Raw genomic sequence first — 15,046 nt, 5'->3', positions numbered from 1 at the left:
TGTTAAACTCATGGTTGTTTTTTTTACTGTAAGCAATCATGAGTTACAAAATCACGCCTGTTATTCTTGCTGGTGGCATCGGCTCTCGGCTATGGCCATTGTCGCGTAAAGCAATGCCTAAACAATTTTTATCTTTGCTTAGTGATGAGTCACTACTACAAAGTACTTTGAAACGGGTGATAAGCTCACGCTTCAATCCGCCTATTTTGGTATGCAATGAAGAGCATCGCTTTATTGCGAAGTCACAGGTATCAGAGGTCGTTGATGACTTTACTTTGCTACTTGAGCCAGAAGGTAAAAACACGGCGCCAGCTATCGCACTAGCCGCTGAATATGCAGTGCAAAATGGTCTAATGGATCCGTTATTAGTCATGCCCGCTGATCACCATATTAGTGATTTTGAAAAGTTAATAGCGCGCTTAGATGACGCTATTGCTCTTTGCGAACAACAGCAACTAATAACATTTGCAATTAAACCGACCGCACCACATACCGGTTATGGTTACATCCGCCAAGGTGAAGAGCTAAGCCGTGAAGGGTGTTTTAAGGTTGTAGAGTTTAAAGAAAAGCCAGCTCAAACGCTGGCAGAGCAATACGTACTTAGTGGTGACTATAACTGGAATAGTGGCATGTTTTTGTTTCTACCTAATGTGTATTTAAACGAGCTTAACCGCTTTGCACCAAAAATAGCAGAAAGTGTCACTAAGGCTGCTGAATTTAAAGAAGATCTAGGTTTTCTCAGGCCGAATAACACAGTACTTAGTACATGCCCAAGTGACTCAATTGATTACGCTATTTTAGAGCGTAGTGACAAGGTCGCAGTGATCCCGATTGATTTAAATTGGAGTGATATAGGGAGCTTTTCTGCGCTTTCGAAACTTGCTGATAAAGACCCGTTTGGTAACTACTTAAGCTCACAAGGGGTGAGCGTTGATAGCGATAATAATCTACTAATAAGCGAAGCCGATCATACAATTGCCGCGTTAGGGGTGACTAATAAAGCAATTATACATACCCATGATGCGACTTTAGTCGCTGATAAAAATGCCCTTAATAAACTCCCTGAGTTACTCAAACAACTTACTGTATCAGCAAGTGATAAACTAACGCACCATCAAGTCGTATTTAGGCCATGGGGTAACTATCGCACATTGGTAGAAAGCGTTGGTTTTAAAGTAAAAAAAATTAGCGTCAATTGTGGCGCTACGCTGTCTACACAACGGCATCAACATCGAGCAGAGCATTGGGTTGTGGTTTCAGGTATTGCAAGTGTACGTGTGGGCGATGATGAATTTGAACTAAGTGCCGATCAGTCTTGCTACATTGCAGCAAAGCAAATACATCGCTTAGCTAACTATTATCATGAGCCACTTGTTGTTATTGAGGTGCAAACCGGTGCTGTTTTAGATGAATGCGATATTGAACGTTTTGAAGATGAGTATGGCCGAAATGGCCACAACTCTTGACGCTTAAGTAAGTTGCGCTTACTGAAAACGCTATTATGCTCTTTACTCAAGAGGCAAGCTAAACTAAACCAATAGCGAGCCCTAAAATGAGTACCAGCCAGAAAATAGCGGTCTCTCTGAAATGGTTCAACAGCCAAAAATAAATTAACGCGAGTACCCCAGAAATGGCAGCGCCAACAATGGATGCAATGAAACCAAGGCCGAACATTAGGTTAAACAACAACACAATAGCTGTGTAAATACCCGCACATAAACTGGGTCGTTCGGTATTTATTAACAGCTTTAATAATGCAACTAAAATTAAAATTTTAAAAATCAGCATAAGTCCTATCCTTGGTTCTGTAGTGCGTTAATTATCATTACTTGAGTAACGGTACTTTGTATATTTAATTTGTTTGGCCTTATAACTACATCTAATTTAGCTCAACTCACTTCTTACATGTGCCAAATATGCTTGCAAGCTTTCTTGCCAAAGGCCTAGCGCACCGGTGAGGGATTCCTTTAGGGGCTTATTATCGAGTAATTTACGTTCTACTTTTTTTAATTCTAAGCCATAGCGGTTAAAGCCAAGCTGTAAAGCAGTACTTGCTTGGCGGTGCAAGAGCTTTATACATTGCTCTTTATCATCTTCAACGAGTTGCTGGCAGCGAATTAGTTTATTACGGGCTGATAAAACAAATTCATTATAAATAGAGGATACTTCATCTTCATTGAATGAACTAATAAGTGCTGCGGCAGCTGTTTCATCGTAAAGGGTATCTCGAAGCTCGACTGCGATGCTCGCCGCTTGATTTGATTGTGAATCACTAAGCGCTTGGCGCAGCTTTTGCTGTTTAATTGGTTTGCCAACGATGTCTTTGATACCTAGAGCCAAATATTCTTTTATTTCATCAGGACTGAGGCTTGCAGTAAAAGCAAGCACAGGAGTACGTTGGTTTAGATGGTCCATCGCCTTGAGCCTTTTAAGCACTTCTTGGCCTGTCAGATCCGGTAAATTCATGTCGAGAAGTACGACATCAAAGTGATGCTTTTGCATCAGCTCAATAGCGCTATTTCCGTCTTTTGCCAGCTTAATTTTATGCTCGTCATCAGCCATAAATTCAATTGCAATCTTTTGGTTTAAGTCGAGATCTTCCACTAATAGAACATCTAGGCCTGTGACATAATCTTTAGATTGATGGCGTTGTTCTACAAGGCTTAATTCACCAACAGCAAGGTTAATATCAAAGCTAAACGTACTACCTTTTGCCAGCTCACTTTTTATATTTAACTTACTGCCGAGCTTTTCAAGCAAGCGACTAGTAATCGCCAAGCCGAGGCCTGTACCGCCTTTTTCTTTTCCTGCGCTACTTTGTACATAGGGTTCTGTTAGATATGCTATTTCTTCATCTTCAATGCCTGGGCCTGAGTCAATAACACTGATGCGAAGGAGGTTTTCAAACTGACCTTCTTTAAGTAGTTTTACATGAATTTTGACTGAGCCGTGATCTGTAAATTTAATCGCATTACCGACAAGATTGATGATTACTTGTCTGAGCTTTTGTTGATCACAGTAGTAACATGCTTGCTCAGGAAGGTCATAAATAAGTTCAAACTTTAAGTGCTTTTGTTCAGCCAGAGGACTCAGCAATAGACACAAATTATTAAGCCATGTTTTAAGCTCAACATCTTCTTCGTAGAGGGCTTCGTCTCGCTGGTCGAGACTTGCATAATCAAGTACCTTATCGACCAGTAAATTAAGGGATTCAGCTGAGTTAATAATCGCTTCGCAATAAGGTTTATCTCGGGGATCGCTAGATTGGTTCATAATAAGCTGCGCACTGCCTAAAATACCATTCAAAGGAGTGCGAATTTCATGGCTGATAGTCGATAAAAATAATCCTCTAATTTCGAGGTCTTTATGTGCTTTCTCGGTAAGCTGATTTAAATTTTGCTCGCGTCTTTCATTACAAAGTAAAGCCATACCTGTGGCGTAAAACATAGGTGCAATGACACCATTGATAAACAGCGTGATACTAAACCAGTTCTCAGATAATAAATTGGCTGTACTGACATCACCCATCATTAAGGTGCGACCAGTGAATACTGCAAGAATAATTACTAAGATCATAATGTATACAATGCTGCCATTCGGATAGCTTTTCCGACCGTTACGGATAAATAGAGCCAGCAAAAATAATGATTCAATAATGTGCTGTAAATCTGAGACGAGGATTCGGCTACGTAGCTCGGTATTGTCTGTGGCAAGGTAAATCATTGTCAGTGCCAGCACGATAGTTATGCCAATAAAGGCTCTTAAACCAATACATTTCGCGTTAAAAAATTGGCAAATTGCGAGAACGTGAATGATTGATGCGCTAAACATAAATGAGTTAGCGATGGAAATACTCGCGATGTTATTGATATGACCATGCAGTGCAAAGCTCATAACTGAAATAAACATCACCAATGGGTAAAAAATATAAAGTAAGGTGCCTGGAGTATTTTTGTTGGTTCGCCACGTGAGATAACTAAGTAATGTCATCACAGCCATCATGGCTGCGCTTGCATAGTAGAGGGTCGCTGAGTCGAGCATTGTATTTCCGAGGCATTAATTAACAGCTTGAGAATAAAGTCTATTGTTATGTTTAGCAACCAGAAACAAAAACAGACGCAATGTGCGTCTGTTTTTTAGAGAATAAATCTTAACGAATTTCGTCAGGAATATTTTGCTGTGCCCAAGATAAAAGCTCAATACGGTTACGGCATTTAGTTTTTCTAAATGCACTGTATAGATGAGTTTTCACCGTGTGCGGACTAATACTTAAGTCCTCAGCAATCTCTTTGTTTTTAGAACCTTTGCTCATTAGCGAAATGATCGCTTTTTCGCGTTTAGTTAGTTTAACAGGTTCAATATCACCATCAGTCAATTTATGTAATGCATCTTTGTTGAACTGCAACATGCGATTTAATGCGTTACACATTATTTCACGGCGATACCAAAGTTGGTCTTCTAACAATAGACGAATGCCTTTCATTAACACGTCGGCATTATCTGTTGTGTAGAACACACCACGAATACCCGTTAATAAAGCGCGATTCGCAAGTTCTGGGTTTTCATCAAGATTAAACAATACAATGTCGCATTTAATACGAAGATTCACCAGTTGCTCTTTAAGTTTTCCCCACGCGTCGGTGCTTGATGTTTCAATGAATAACAAGCGTGTACCTTCCGGAACTTCAGAAATATCAGTACCAGATGTAACCGCAAGGCCTTGAGTCTTCAATAAAGGTTCTAAGACATTAATGCCAATTGTGTTAACCGGTTCTGAATCTAATAGTAAAAAGGCTGAACTACTCATATTTATACACTCTTGAATAAAGTTGACTCTTGCATCCTACCACGCCATCCACCCCTTTCGTATTAGAAATTTCTGAGTCTTGCGCAGGAAAAGTACAGTTTGTGTCTATTTTGTTTCAAAAAATACCGTTAGTTAACCTTAATATTTATGTTAACTAACTGATATCTATTTATAATAGACAGTATTAGTTAGTTTGTATTGTTTTTTACAATTATTAACATTAAAACGTATTAGATTTGTTGTTTCTTCTTATCTTGATAAGGAGGCCAACCCATCTCTTTACCTGCAAGCATGTGTAGGTGGATATGGTACACGGTTTGGCCGCCATGGTCATTGCAATTCATAACAACGCGAAAACCATCATCACTAAAACCAAATTGCTTCGCGAGTTTTGCAGCCACTACATATAGGTGACCAACAAGAGGTGCATGCTCCTGTGTGATGTCATTAATCGTTGCGATAGGCGTTTTTGGAATAATTAAAACGTGAAACGGTGCTTGTGGATTTATATCTTTAAAAGCGAGTGCTAAATCATCTTCATACACGATATCAGAAGGGATTTCGCGGTTAATTATCTTTGTAAAAATAGTCTCTTGGCTCATACTTAGCTCTCTTAATTCGTAGTTAATTGACCGCCCACTAATGACAAACTTTATTTGCAGTGTCAAACTGAAACTGCCGCAAGTTAAACAACCAAGGAGTGATCATGCGTAAGTCAGTATTACTAACTAGTATGTTTGCACTATTTTACAGTGCCAGCAGCCTAGCTGAAACTATCCACTTTCCAGAAGAGCTTGTGCCTTTGCAGGTGGGTGAACGTTTAATAGAACAATCGTTTTTTAGTCGAGTTGACGATGTTGAGCTTGCACCTGGTACTTATCAGTTAAAATTAAAATACACCGATCTTTATGAACAAGGTTATGACGATCATCAAGTTGTTGAATCGGAGCCATTTTGGGTTGAAGTAACGGTTGAAAGCGGCAAAAACTATGATTTAGTGTTTAATCGTGCCAGCAATGCCGTGGCAGCAGAAGTGTTTGCTGAATCACCGCAAGTAAGTTTAAAAGCAAAAGGTAGCGAGCTTGCTATGCCATTATCAACCATAGGCTATCGTACAGCACCAGCACCTGCTCAAGCCGTGGCGAGGGCGCCTGTTGCTGCATCAAGTCCTCAACCGGCAACGGCAGCCCCTGTTACTTTGCCAGCAAAAGTACCTGGCGGACAGGCGGGCTTGAAAAATATGCCAAACGCAGCGTCCATGCTTGAGTTTTGGTGGCAACAAGCAAGCCCTGAAGAGCGTCGTGCATTTTTAGATAAAGTGACAAAATAAGAATTGGAAAATTAAAAGGCGCTGATTTTCAGCGCCTTTTTTGTGCTTGACTTATTATTTTGTGAATAAGTCGTCAACGGTACCTTGTGCAAGTGGGTGATAACCCGCACGGGCTTTTAAGTACACATCATGCGCCCAGTCTTTTTTACCGTTGTTAATAAGTGCTCTATAAAGTGGCACAATTAACTTACGGCGACCAATACCAGATAAGTGCTTATCAAGTGCAGGGTAGATAGGTTGATAACCATTACCGACTGCTAACATAAACCATGCGAAAGCACGCTCCGCATTAGTTGACTGCGTTAGATTGAACTGGTTATCAAGCTCAGTCATTTTCTCAATGCTTAAATCACGAGGTAGGTTATTTAAAAAGTGTAGCCACTCATGAACAGACCAATCCGCGGTTGGTAAGTCAGCTGCGCTAATCTCACCGTTTAGCCATGTTTTTGTAACTGCGTCGACTTTATCGAATGCATCAGACGTTGGGTTTGGTGCATCACTTGGTAAACCAGGCTCAAAAATCCACTCATTTACTTTATCCATGCTGACAATGCCTGGATATTTTTCGATTAAGTTGGCTTTTAAGTAAGTAACAAACTGAGCTGTTGTTAAAGACTTAAATGAAAACTCATCGAAGTAAGCTTTTACAAATGGATCGAACTTATCACGACCAAACTTGTTTTCTAGGTAGATTAAGAAAAGCTGGCCTTTGGTGTAAGGTACTGAGCTAAATGCGTCGTCAGGATCACGGCCATTAAGTTTTAAGTTAAGGCGTGTATCTGGTGCCGGTAACGTTTTAATGAGCTTACGCAAGCCAGCGGCATCAAGCGCTTGTTCCATCACAGCACGGTCACGACCAAATACTTCTTCCATGATGCGGTTTTCAACATAAGACGTGAAGCCTTCGTTTAACCATAAATCTTCCCACGTAGCATTCGTCACTAAGTTACCCGACCAAGAGTGAGCAAGCTCGTGAGCAATTAGATTTACTAAGCTTTTATCGCCAGCAACAACAGTTGGAGTGATGAAGGATAAACGCGGGTTTTCCATGCCACCAAATGGGAAGCTTGGTGGTAGCATTAATAAGTCATAGCGCCCCCATGCATATTCGCCATACATCGCGTTCGTTTTATCAATCATCGCTTGCGTGTCGTTAAACTCAGCCACAGATGCATCTAAAATGGTTGGCTCAGCAAAAATACCGGTTTGCTTAGACATGGCTTTAAATTCTAGATTACCCGCACCAATTGCGATTAAGTATGGCGAGATGGGTTGTGGCATATTGAATAAATAGTCACCATCTTTATAGAGCGCATCTTTGTTGTCTGCACTCATTACCGCACGAATATCTTTTGGTGTGTGAATACGAGCAGAGTACGTCACGCGCATTGCTGGCGTATCTTGTACTGGGATCCAACTACGAGCGTGAATTGCTTGTGATTGGCTGTACATAAAGGGGTGTGACTTACTGGCTGTTTGCTCTGGTGTTAACCACTGTAAACCTGAAGCTTCTGGACGGCTGTTGTAGTAAATACGCGCTTTAACCGCTTGGCTTTTAAATTTAATTGTTAATTTTGAGCCCTTTACGTCATCACGTGCAGCAAGGGTAAAGTCAGCGTTGTGCCAGCTGCCTTTGTCATCTTGATACATGACTTTGTCGATATCTAAATCGCGGGTATCAAGAACAAGCGTTTTGCTGGTTGCATTATGCCAATCTAGCGTATGCTCAACAAAACCTTCTAATTGCTTATCATCAAAATCAACATCTAAATCTAGTAATAGGTGAGTGGTTGTTACGTCATCTAAGTTTGCGTAAGTGTGCTGGCTGATTGCGTCAGCAGTTGCTTGAGAGCAAGCACCGGCCATAGCAAGACTTAAAAGTAATGGTTTAAACTTCATAATAACCCTAGAACGGTAATGAAAAGAGCCTGTTTTATAACATGATTAGTGCAGTGGGTTGAGTGATTTTTACAATCTAATGCGTATTTTGCGACGATAGGTTACACTAATGCGATTAGTTACCGGTAACCTTTGAGGCGTTTTGTGGCTCAGTCCCTGCAATCTTTTCATACCTTTTCTTTGCCAAGCCAATGCCAGCACTTCTATCAAATCGATGATGTGAATCAGCTTATAACTACAGACTTTTCTGTCCCTTTTTGTATTTTAGGCGAAGGCAGTAATACGGTATTTTTATCTGACTACCAAGGCTCAGTGATTCACATGACAACCAAAGGGGTAGCAATTCAAGAACAAAGTGATGCTTTCTTATTTCATGTGGCGGCTGGAGAGAACTGGCATCAATTAGTTGCTATGACTATTGCTAATGGCATGCCTGGGCTTGAAAATCTAGCCCTGATCCCCGGTACTGTGGGAGCCGCGCCTGTGCAAAATATTGGTGCATATGGTGTAGAACTGGAAAAGTTTGTTAGCTATGTTGAATACTTTGATATTGCGACAAAGACGATTAAACGTTTAGCCAAAGACGAGTGCCAATTTAGCTATCGCGACTCTATTTTTAAACATGCACTTAAAAATAAAGCGGTGATCACTCATGTAGGATTACTCTTACCTAAAAAATGGCAGCCAGTACTAAGTTATGGGCCATTGCAAAAACTTACACAACCTTCTCCACAACAAGTGTTTGAGCAAATCATTGCGACTAGAAACAGTAAATTACCTAACCCAAGCGAACTTGCGAATGCGGGCAGTTTTTTCAAAAACCCAGTGATCAGTAATGAGCAGCTAGCATTATTGTTACAACAATACCCAAACTTACCTCATTATTTTGTCGATTCTGAGCATCATAAAGTTGCGGCAGGCTGGTTGATTGAGCAGGCAGGCTTAAAAGGCTATAAAGTTGCAGGGGTAGAGGTTCATCAGCAGCAAGCATTGGTGTTAGTGAATCACGGTAATAGTAATGGTGATGACTTAATTAAAATGGTGAAACATATTCAGCAGCAGGTCTGGCAAAAATATCAAATTGCTCTGCAACACGAAGTGCGACTGATTAACGCCGAATGTGAATGCCATATTGAATTGGGAGCTTCATCATGAAAGCGCCAGACGGCAATAAACTGGCAATTTTACAGGCTCTGAATACCGGTGGTTTTATTTCTGGTCAGCAATTGGGTGAGCAGCTCGGTATCAGCCGCGCAGCAGTGGGTAAACATATTCACTCTTTGCAGGAAATGGGGCTCGATATTTTCAAGGTCACGGGTAAAGGGTATTGCCTTAATAATAGTGCGGGCTTACTGAACAAAGATAAAATTGGCAAGCATTATAATGAGTTGGGTGGCACCACAGCTAATGTCGAAGTACAGCCAATTATAGATTCTACCAATAGTGAGCTAATGCGTCGCTTACAAAGCGATATTCCACTCACGTCCGGCACCGTACTCGTTGCAGAAATGCAGCAAGCAGGAAGAGGTCGCCGTGGGCGTGTTTGGCAGTCTCCGTTTGGTGCAAATTTATATTTTAGCTATTTTTGGCGTTTGGATGATGGCTTGCAAGCGGCTATGGGTGTATCTATTGCCGTTGGGCTTGCTGTTTACGACACGCTTAAGGCCTTATATCAATTGGATATAGCGCTAAAATGGCCTAATGATATTTACTTAAACCGTGAAAAACTGGCTGGCGTATTAGTTGAGCTTGATGGTCAGCCACAGGGGCCTTGCCAGCTTGTGATAGGCATAGGTATTAATTTGCATATGCCAGAAAGTGCCAGTCAGCATATCGACCAAGCATGGACAGACTTAAGTCAACATGTTCAGGAACTTGATAAAAATAAGCTGGTGGCTTACTTATGTTTTTATTTAGAAAAACGTTTAGCGCAGTATCAACAAACAGGCTTAAATGATATGTATCTGACGTGGAATCAGTTAAACGCATTTGCAAATGAATACGTTGAGCTTAATACAGGGCATCGGAGTTGGCGTGGTATTTGTGAAGGGATTGACAGCCAAGGTGGCGTTCGTATTCGTCAAGATGGCGAAGTAAAAAGCTATTATGGTGGAGAAATTTCATTGCGTAAGGCTGAGTTATGAAACTGTTAGTTGATGTAGGTAATACCGCAATTAAAGCGGTTTTGTTTGATGGTAACCATTATCAGGCATGCGAACTTAACGCAATACCTTGGTCACAAATACAAGAACTGGTTTATGCGTGTGTGGGTAGCGCAGAGTTACTCAGGCCTTTATTAGCACAAGCACAACAACATTCCATTCCTAACTTTGAAGCGGTGGTCACTGCTAAGCTTGCCACCTTAAGCTGCGCCTATCAGCAGTATCAAAATTTAGGGATCGATCGTTGGTTAGCAGTGATTGCTGCTTTTGTAGAGTATCCTCAGCAAAACTGCATTATTATCGATGCCGGTACAGCTACAACGATTGATGTACTTAACTCTGAAGGTACGCATTTGGGGGGATGGATATTACCAGGCCTTGATTTAATGACGACCTCGTTGACCCAAAACACTAAGCGGGTGTTTGATGATGCACAAATACCTTTTAGTCCTGAATTAGGCTGTAATACACCGAATGGTTTAAAAAATGGTGCGCTGGTGGCCACGCTAGGTGCTATTGAACAAGCTAAGCAGCACATAAGTGGTGCATCAGTTACCTTGTTGTTTGCCGGTGGCTATGGAAAATTGCTAGCTGATTCATTTTCTCACAGTCAATTTGATAGCTTATTGGTTTTTAAGGGCCTTAATTATTGGCGAGAACTGACAGCAAAACCGTAAAAAAGCGCTAATTTGCCTGAATAGTGAGCGTTTAACACACAAAATCACACTTTTTTTAATTTTATTGTTGCATCACAATAAACCTTACCTTAGAATCTCGCCCCGTACTAAAGCAGTGCCGACTTAGCTCAGTTGGTAGAGCAACTGACTTGTAATCAGTAGGTCATCCGTTCAACTCGGATAGTCGGCACCACTTTCCTTTTACCGGAAGTGACTTAGTAAAGAATTTTCGTGGAGGGGTTCCCGAGCGGCCAAAGGGATCAGACTGTAAATCTGACGGCTCAGCCTTCGCTGGTTCGAATCCAGCTCCCTCCACCACTTTATTCTTGACGGTTAGAGGTAGTTTAAGAACAGGTTTCTATGCGGGCATCGTATAATGGCTATTACCTCAGCCTTCCAAGCTGATGATGCGGGTTCGATTCCCGCTGCCCGCTCCAGACTCTGGTGTTGCTGATATAGCTCAGTTGGTAGAGCGCACCCTTGGTAAGGGTGAGGTCGGCAGTTCAAATCTGCCTATCAGCACCAGTATCGAGAACTCATCTTAATTTCTTCCTTTATCTGTCAGAAAAAACTATTTGAAATTTGAAAAAATTAAATTAATCTACCCTCGGTGGATTATTTTCATATGTAATCTAGATACACAAAACTGATAGGTTCCGTCATGGCAAAAGAAAAGTTTGAACGCGTAAAACCGCACGTAAACGTAGGTACAATCGGCCACGTTGACCACGGTAAAACTACCCTAACTGCAGCAATCACTAACGTACTTGCAAAAGTATACGGTGGTGTAGCGAAAGACTTCGCATCAATCGATAACGCTCCAGAAGAGCGTGAGCGTGGTATCACAATCTCAACTTCACACGTTGAGTACGATACACCAACTCGTCACTACGCACACGTAGACTGTCCAGGACACGCCGATTATGTTAAAAACATGATCACTGGTGCTGCTCAAATGGACGGCGCAATCCTAGTAGTTGCTGCGACTGACGGTCCTATGCCACAAACTCGTGAGCACATCCTACTTTCTCGTCAGGTTGGTGTACCTTACATCATCGTATTCATGAACAAATGTGACATGGTTGACGACGAAGAGCTACTTGAGCTAGTTGAGATGGAAGTTCGTGAACTTCTTTCTGAGTACGACTTCCCAGGTGATGACTTACCACTAATCCAAGGTTCTGCGCTTAAAGCGTTAGAAGGCGAGAAAGAGTGGGAAGACAAAATCGTTGAGCTTGCAGAAGCACTAGATTCTTACATCCCAGAGCCAGAGCGTGACATCGATAAGCCATTCATCATGCCTATCGAAGACGTATTCTCAATCCAAGGTCGTGGTACAGTTGTAACTGGCCGTGTTGAAGCTGGTATCATCAACGTGAATGACGAAGTTGAAATCGTAGGTATCAAAGAAACTACGAAGACAACGTGTACAGGTGTTGAGATGTTCCGTAAGCTTCTAGACGAAGGTCGTGCGGGTGAGAACATCGGTGCACTTCTACGTGGTACTAAGCGTGAAGACGTTGAACGTGGTCAAGTACTAGCGAAGCCTGGTTCAATCACTCCACACACGAAGTTCACTTCAGAAGTATACGTACTTTCTAAAGATGAAGGTGGTCGTCACACGCCATTCTTCAAAGGTTACCGTCCACAGTTCTACTTCCGTACAACTGACGTAACAGGTGACGTACAGTTACCAGACGGCGTTGAAATGGTAATGCCTGGTGACAACATCAAGATGACTGTAGAGCTAATCGCTCCAATCGCGATGGACGAAGGTTTACGCTTCGCTATCCGTGAAGGTGGCCGTACAGTTGGTGCTGGTGTTGTAGCTACTATCGTTGAGTAATATCAACAGATAGAGCTTCACAGCTCATAAAAAGGTCGCTTAGGCGGCCTTTTTTAATGCCCAAAGAAAGTTTTGGCTACTGCTCGATAAATTTATTGAGCTCATCTCTTAAGTGCGGGTGCTTAAGGTTATTAGTCATAGCATTCGCCACTTTACTATCACCATTGGATTCTAGCATTTGGATGCGCTGTGCCAGAGTCGTCGCTAATTGGGTTTTTCCTAGCTGCTTGGCGCGGAAAAACTGCGCCACTAATGCACTTGCTGAAAGATTTTTAACGTACTCATTCGCATCATTTAATAACAGCTTTTGAAAATAGTCGGCTAGTTTAGGTGAAACTGCATCTAAGTGAGATAAATTCTCCAATGCTTGAATGCGTATCTTAGGCTCGTTTGTATACTCACTGATGCTTATCATGGCATCAATGGCCGAGGATTCCTGTGTATCATCCAAGTCTCGTCTCAGCATACCTAAGGTCATTTTGAGTTGTCCATAAGCTGCTAGGCGATCATCGTCGGTATTACTCATGTTTAATAACGCTGTAAATGCATCATTAATCGATTTATTCGCGTAGTTCGGATCGGCTTTTATACGCTGTCGATAATCTTCAGGTAGTTGTCGGAACCAATTTACGGAAGGGTTTCTTTTCGTTGCTTCTGCGATACGTGCTTTTTCACGCTCTTCGATGACTTGTTTTACTTTTGATTCGATAAGCGAAGGCTCAATCGTGGGTGTACTATTCTCAAGCTCGTTAATACGTGTCTCTAAGTCAAGAATATAACCATGTAGAGCAACGAGGTTTTCTCTATCTTGTTTGGGAATAATTGAATCATCGATAGTAAAGGGAAGTGAGCTAGGAGCACGTTGCTTATCTACACTGAAATGGTTGTAAACCGTTAGTCCAAGCGCAGTGCTTGCCAAAACAAGTGCAATATTTCCTTGCCAAGTCGACATATCACATAATCCAAGTTGCTGTGTAATACCAGCAGATTAAAACAGGCAATTAGTATGATCAATCACTTGTACTGATAAAAACAAAAAGCGCAGTGAGTACTGCGCTTTGATTGGTGATTAAAATTAGTGCGCTTTTGCATACGCTTCAGCTTGTTGCCAAACACGTAGCATATTGCCACTTAGAATCTTTTTAATATCTTTATCGCTGTAGCCTCTATCCATAAGCCCTTGAACAAGGTTAGGGTAGCTTGCTACATCTTTTAAGCCAGTAGGTAGAGAGTCGCCTACACCATCGTAGTCAGAGCCAATACCAACATAATCAATACCAATGAGCTCAACGACATGGTCGATGTGATCTAGCACCTGCTCAAGGCTTGCATAAGGGAATGGGTTTTTAGCACGATAAGCTGCGTCAAAATCTTTGCTTAGCTTAGTACCGTCTTTTTTCTTATCGGCTTTTGCTGATTTTAGTTGGTCATACCAAGAGCCAGCTTGTGCTGTCACAAAGCTTGAACCAAAGTTGATTTGAATAACGCCGCCATTCTTTTTCAGCGCTAATAGCATGTCATCATTCATATTACGCTCAAAGCCAGGCGTATATTTACGAAGTGAAGAGTGTGATGCAATCACAGGGACTTTTGAAATTTCCATTACTTGATAAAATGCATCATCAGAAATATGTGAAACATCTACCAACATACCTATGTTGTTCATTTCTTTAACCAGTTCTTTACCGAATGGGCTCAGGCCTTTCCATTTACGGCGGATATCATAAGATGAGTCAGAAATGTGGTTGCTCTGTGAGTGTGCAAGGGTGATGTAACGTACACCACGATCATAAAAATGCTTAAGGTTTTTCATCTCACCTTCAATCGGCGAGCCGTTTTCCATACCCATTGCAATCGACATTTTGCCTTGTTTAAACTGCGCTTTGATATCGGCGGTTGAATCTGCAATAGCAAACTTATCAGGAGCACGTTGCACAATGGCTTCCATACTATCAATCAGCTGATTAGCAAGTTGGTAGCTTTTCCCTTTGCCTTCAAATTCTAGGTTTGCAGGAATATAAATCGACATAAAAGGAGCGTTTAAACCTCCTTGTACTGCGCGTGGGTAGTCAAAATCGCCGTCATCGGTGGCTTTTGTTACATCAGCCCACTTATTATGAATGCGATAAGGAACATCGATATGGGTGTCGATTAAAATAGTGTCTTTTGCCAGTTTTATGGCTTTGTCTGATGCAGTAGCCTGTTCAGCGTGTGCTTGGCTAATTAAAGCCAGCGAAACGGCGGCAACCAATGAGCTTAGTTTTTTCATTTTTAATGGCTCTTTAAGTTAAAAAGCCATTGTGAAGGGTTACAGTATAACTTACA

General features: G+C 41.6%; 13 protein-coding genes and 4 tRNA genes. 10 read left to right on the top strand and 7 right to left on the bottom strand.

The features are described from left to right. Nucleotides 1-38: 38 nt before the first annotated feature. Nucleotides 39-1,466, top strand: coding sequence for a mannose-1-phosphate guanylyltransferase/mannose-6-phosphate isomerase (locus tag L0Z67_RS16225; RefSeq protein WP_237128193.1), 1,428 nt, complete (start codon nt 39-41; stop codon nt 1,464-1,466). Nucleotides 1,467-1,524: 58 nt separating this feature from the next. Here L0Z67_RS16225 and L0Z67_RS16220 read toward each other — a convergent pair whose 3' ends face one another. The 4 genes from L0Z67_RS16220 to L0Z67_RS16205 all read right to left on the bottom strand — a co-directional run bounded on the left by L0Z67_RS16220 (nt 1,525) and on the right by L0Z67_RS16205 (nt 5,409). Beyond that, nucleotides 1,525-1,788, bottom strand: a complete 264-nt coding sequence (locus tag L0Z67_RS16220; RefSeq protein ID WP_405128255.1) for a hypothetical protein — start codon at nt 1,786-1,788, stop codon at nt 1,525-1,527. A 96-nt stretch (nt 1,789-1,884) separates the two neighbouring features. Then, a complete protein-coding gene (locus L0Z67_RS16215; protein WP_237128192.1) occupies nt 1,885-4,041 on the bottom strand; it encodes an ATP-binding protein in 2,157 nt (718 codons plus the stop codon). 109 nt (nt 4,042-4,150) lie between these two features. Next, nucleotides 4,151-4,807 carry a response regulator transcription factor gene (locus L0Z67_RS16210; protein ID WP_062567537.1) on the bottom strand — a complete coding sequence of 219 codons (657 nt, stop codon included), beginning with the start codon at nt 4,805-4,807 and terminating at the stop codon, nt 4,151-4,153. 230 nt (nt 4,808-5,037) lie between these two features. Then, nucleotides 5,038-5,409 carry a histidine triad nucleotide-binding protein gene (locus L0Z67_RS16205; protein WP_062567538.1) on the bottom strand — a complete coding sequence of 124 codons (372 nt, stop codon included), beginning with the start codon at nt 5,407-5,409 and terminating at the stop codon, nt 5,038-5,040. Between the two features lie 104 nt (nt 5,410-5,513). On the opposite strand from L0Z67_RS16205, the gene L0Z67_RS16200 reads away from it, so the two are divergent. After that, on the top strand, nt 5,514-6,137 hold the full coding sequence (locus tag L0Z67_RS16200) for a DUF2057 domain-containing protein (RefSeq protein WP_405128254.1): 624 nt from the start codon (nt 5,514-5,516) through the stop codon (nt 6,135-6,137). A gap of 54 nt (nt 6,138-6,191) precedes the next feature. Here the strand turns inward: L0Z67_RS16200 and L0Z67_RS16195 are convergent, their stop codons facing one another. After that, a complete protein-coding gene (locus tag L0Z67_RS16195) occupies nt 6,192-8,036 on the bottom strand; it encodes a M1 family metallopeptidase (RefSeq protein ID WP_405128253.1) in 1,845 nt (614 codons plus the stop codon). A 144-nt stretch (nt 8,037-8,180) separates the two neighbouring features. Here L0Z67_RS16195 and murB point away from each other — a divergent pair, with 144 nt between their 5' ends. The 8 genes from murB to tuf all read left to right on the top strand — a co-directional run bounded on the left by murB (nt 8,181) and on the right by tuf (nt 12,721). Beyond that, entirely contained in the window at nt 8,181-9,191 is a 1,011-nt protein-coding gene (murB, locus tag L0Z67_RS16190; protein ID WP_062567541.1) for a UDP-N-acetylmuramate dehydrogenase, read from the top strand. Then, nucleotides 9,188-10,180, top strand: a complete 993-nt coding sequence (birA, locus tag L0Z67_RS16185) for a bifunctional biotin--[acetyl-CoA-carboxylase] ligase/biotin operon repressor BirA (protein ID WP_062567542.1) — start codon at nt 9,188-9,190, stop codon at nt 10,178-10,180. The genes murB and birA overlap by 4 nt, the downstream gene beginning before the upstream one ends. Beyond that, nucleotides 10,177-10,875 carry a type III pantothenate kinase gene (locus L0Z67_RS16180; protein WP_193987978.1) on the top strand — a complete coding sequence of 233 codons (699 nt, stop codon included), beginning with the start codon at nt 10,177-10,179 and terminating at the stop codon, nt 10,873-10,875. Before birA ends, L0Z67_RS16180 begins: the two co-directional genes overlap by 4 nt. 117 nt (nt 10,876-10,992) lie before the next feature. Beyond that, nucleotides 10,993-11,068 (top strand) — tRNA-Thr (locus L0Z67_RS16175). Nucleotides 11,069-11,108: 40 nt separating this feature from the next. Beyond that, nucleotides 11,109-11,193, top strand: a tRNA-Tyr gene (locus L0Z67_RS16170). Between the two features lie 44 nt (nt 11,194-11,237). Beyond that, nucleotides 11,238-11,312, top strand: a tRNA-Gly gene (locus L0Z67_RS16165). A gap of 12 nt (nt 11,313-11,324) precedes the next feature. Further along, a tRNA-Thr gene (locus tag L0Z67_RS16160) sits at nt 11,325-11,400 on the top strand. A gap of 136 nt (nt 11,401-11,536) precedes the next feature. Further along, complete coding sequence (gene tuf / locus L0Z67_RS16155; protein WP_062567544.1) at nt 11,537-12,721, top strand: elongation factor Tu; 1,185 nt, start codon at nt 11,537-11,539, stop codon at nt 12,719-12,721. 76 nt (nt 12,722-12,797) lie between these two features. Here tuf and L0Z67_RS16150 read toward each other — a convergent pair whose 3' ends face one another. Then, complete coding sequence (locus tag L0Z67_RS16150; RefSeq protein ID WP_405128252.1) at nt 12,798-13,673, bottom strand: hypothetical protein; 876 nt, start codon at nt 13,671-13,673, stop codon at nt 12,798-12,800. 123 nt (nt 13,674-13,796) lie between these two features. Further along, on the bottom strand, nt 13,797-14,990 hold the full coding sequence (locus L0Z67_RS16145) for a dipeptidase (protein ID WP_193987976.1): 1,194 nt from the start codon (nt 14,988-14,990) through the stop codon (nt 13,797-13,799). Between the last annotated feature and the right edge of the window lie 56 nt (nt 14,991-15,046).

Source organism: Pseudoalteromonas sp. PB2-1 (assembly GCF_045040605.1).
Lineage (GTDB): Bacteria > Pseudomonadota > Gammaproteobacteria > Enterobacterales > Alteromonadaceae > Pseudoalteromonas > Pseudoalteromonas arabiensis.
The sequence above is the reverse complement of the archived record's forward strand: the minus strand, read 5'-3'. Positions and strand labels throughout refer to the sequence as shown.

What these genes read in the sequence shown, in the direction of transcription:
- L0Z67_RS16225 (WP_237128193.1), top strand. Translation starts at nt 39, where the DNA reads ATGAGTTACAAAATCACGCCTGTTATTCTTGCTGGTGGCATCGGCTCT.
- L0Z67_RS16220 (WP_405128255.1), bottom strand. Translation starts at nt 1,788, where the DNA reads ATGCTGATTTTTAAAATTTTAATTTTAGTTGCATTATTAAAGCTGTTA.
- L0Z67_RS16215 (WP_237128192.1), bottom strand. Translation starts at nt 4,041, where the DNA reads ATGCTCGACTCAGCGACCCTCTACTATGCAAGCGCAGCCATGATGGCT.
- L0Z67_RS16210 (WP_062567537.1), bottom strand. Translation starts at nt 4,807, where the DNA reads ATGAGTAGTTCAGCCTTTTTACTATTAGATTCAGAACCGGTTAACACA.
- L0Z67_RS16205 (WP_062567538.1), bottom strand. Translation starts at nt 5,409, where the DNA reads ATGAGCCAAGAGACTATTTTTACAAAGATAATTAACCGCGAAATCCCT.
- L0Z67_RS16200 (WP_405128254.1), top strand. Translation starts at nt 5,514, where the DNA reads ATGCGTAAGTCAGTATTACTAACTAGTATGTTTGCACTATTTTACAGT.
- L0Z67_RS16195 (WP_405128253.1), bottom strand. Translation starts at nt 8,036, where the DNA reads ATGAAGTTTAAACCATTACTTTTAAGTCTTGCTATGGCCGGTGCTTGC.
- birA (WP_062567542.1), top strand. Translation starts at nt 9,188, where the DNA reads ATGAAAGCGCCAGACGGCAATAAACTGGCAATTTTACAGGCTCTGAAT.
- L0Z67_RS16180 (WP_193987978.1), top strand. Translation starts at nt 10,177, where the DNA reads ATGAAACTGTTAGTTGATGTAGGTAATACCGCAATTAAAGCGGTTTTG.
- tuf (WP_062567544.1), top strand. Translation starts at nt 11,537, where the DNA reads ATGGCAAAAGAAAAGTTTGAACGCGTAAAACCGCACGTAAACGTAGGT.
- L0Z67_RS16150 (WP_405128252.1), bottom strand. Translation starts at nt 13,673, where the DNA reads ATGTCGACTTGGCAAGGAAATATTGCACTTGTTTTGGCAAGCACTGCG.
- L0Z67_RS16145 (WP_193987976.1), bottom strand. Translation starts at nt 14,990, where the DNA reads ATGAAAAAACTAAGCTCATTGGTTGCCGCCGTTTCGCTGGCTTTAATT.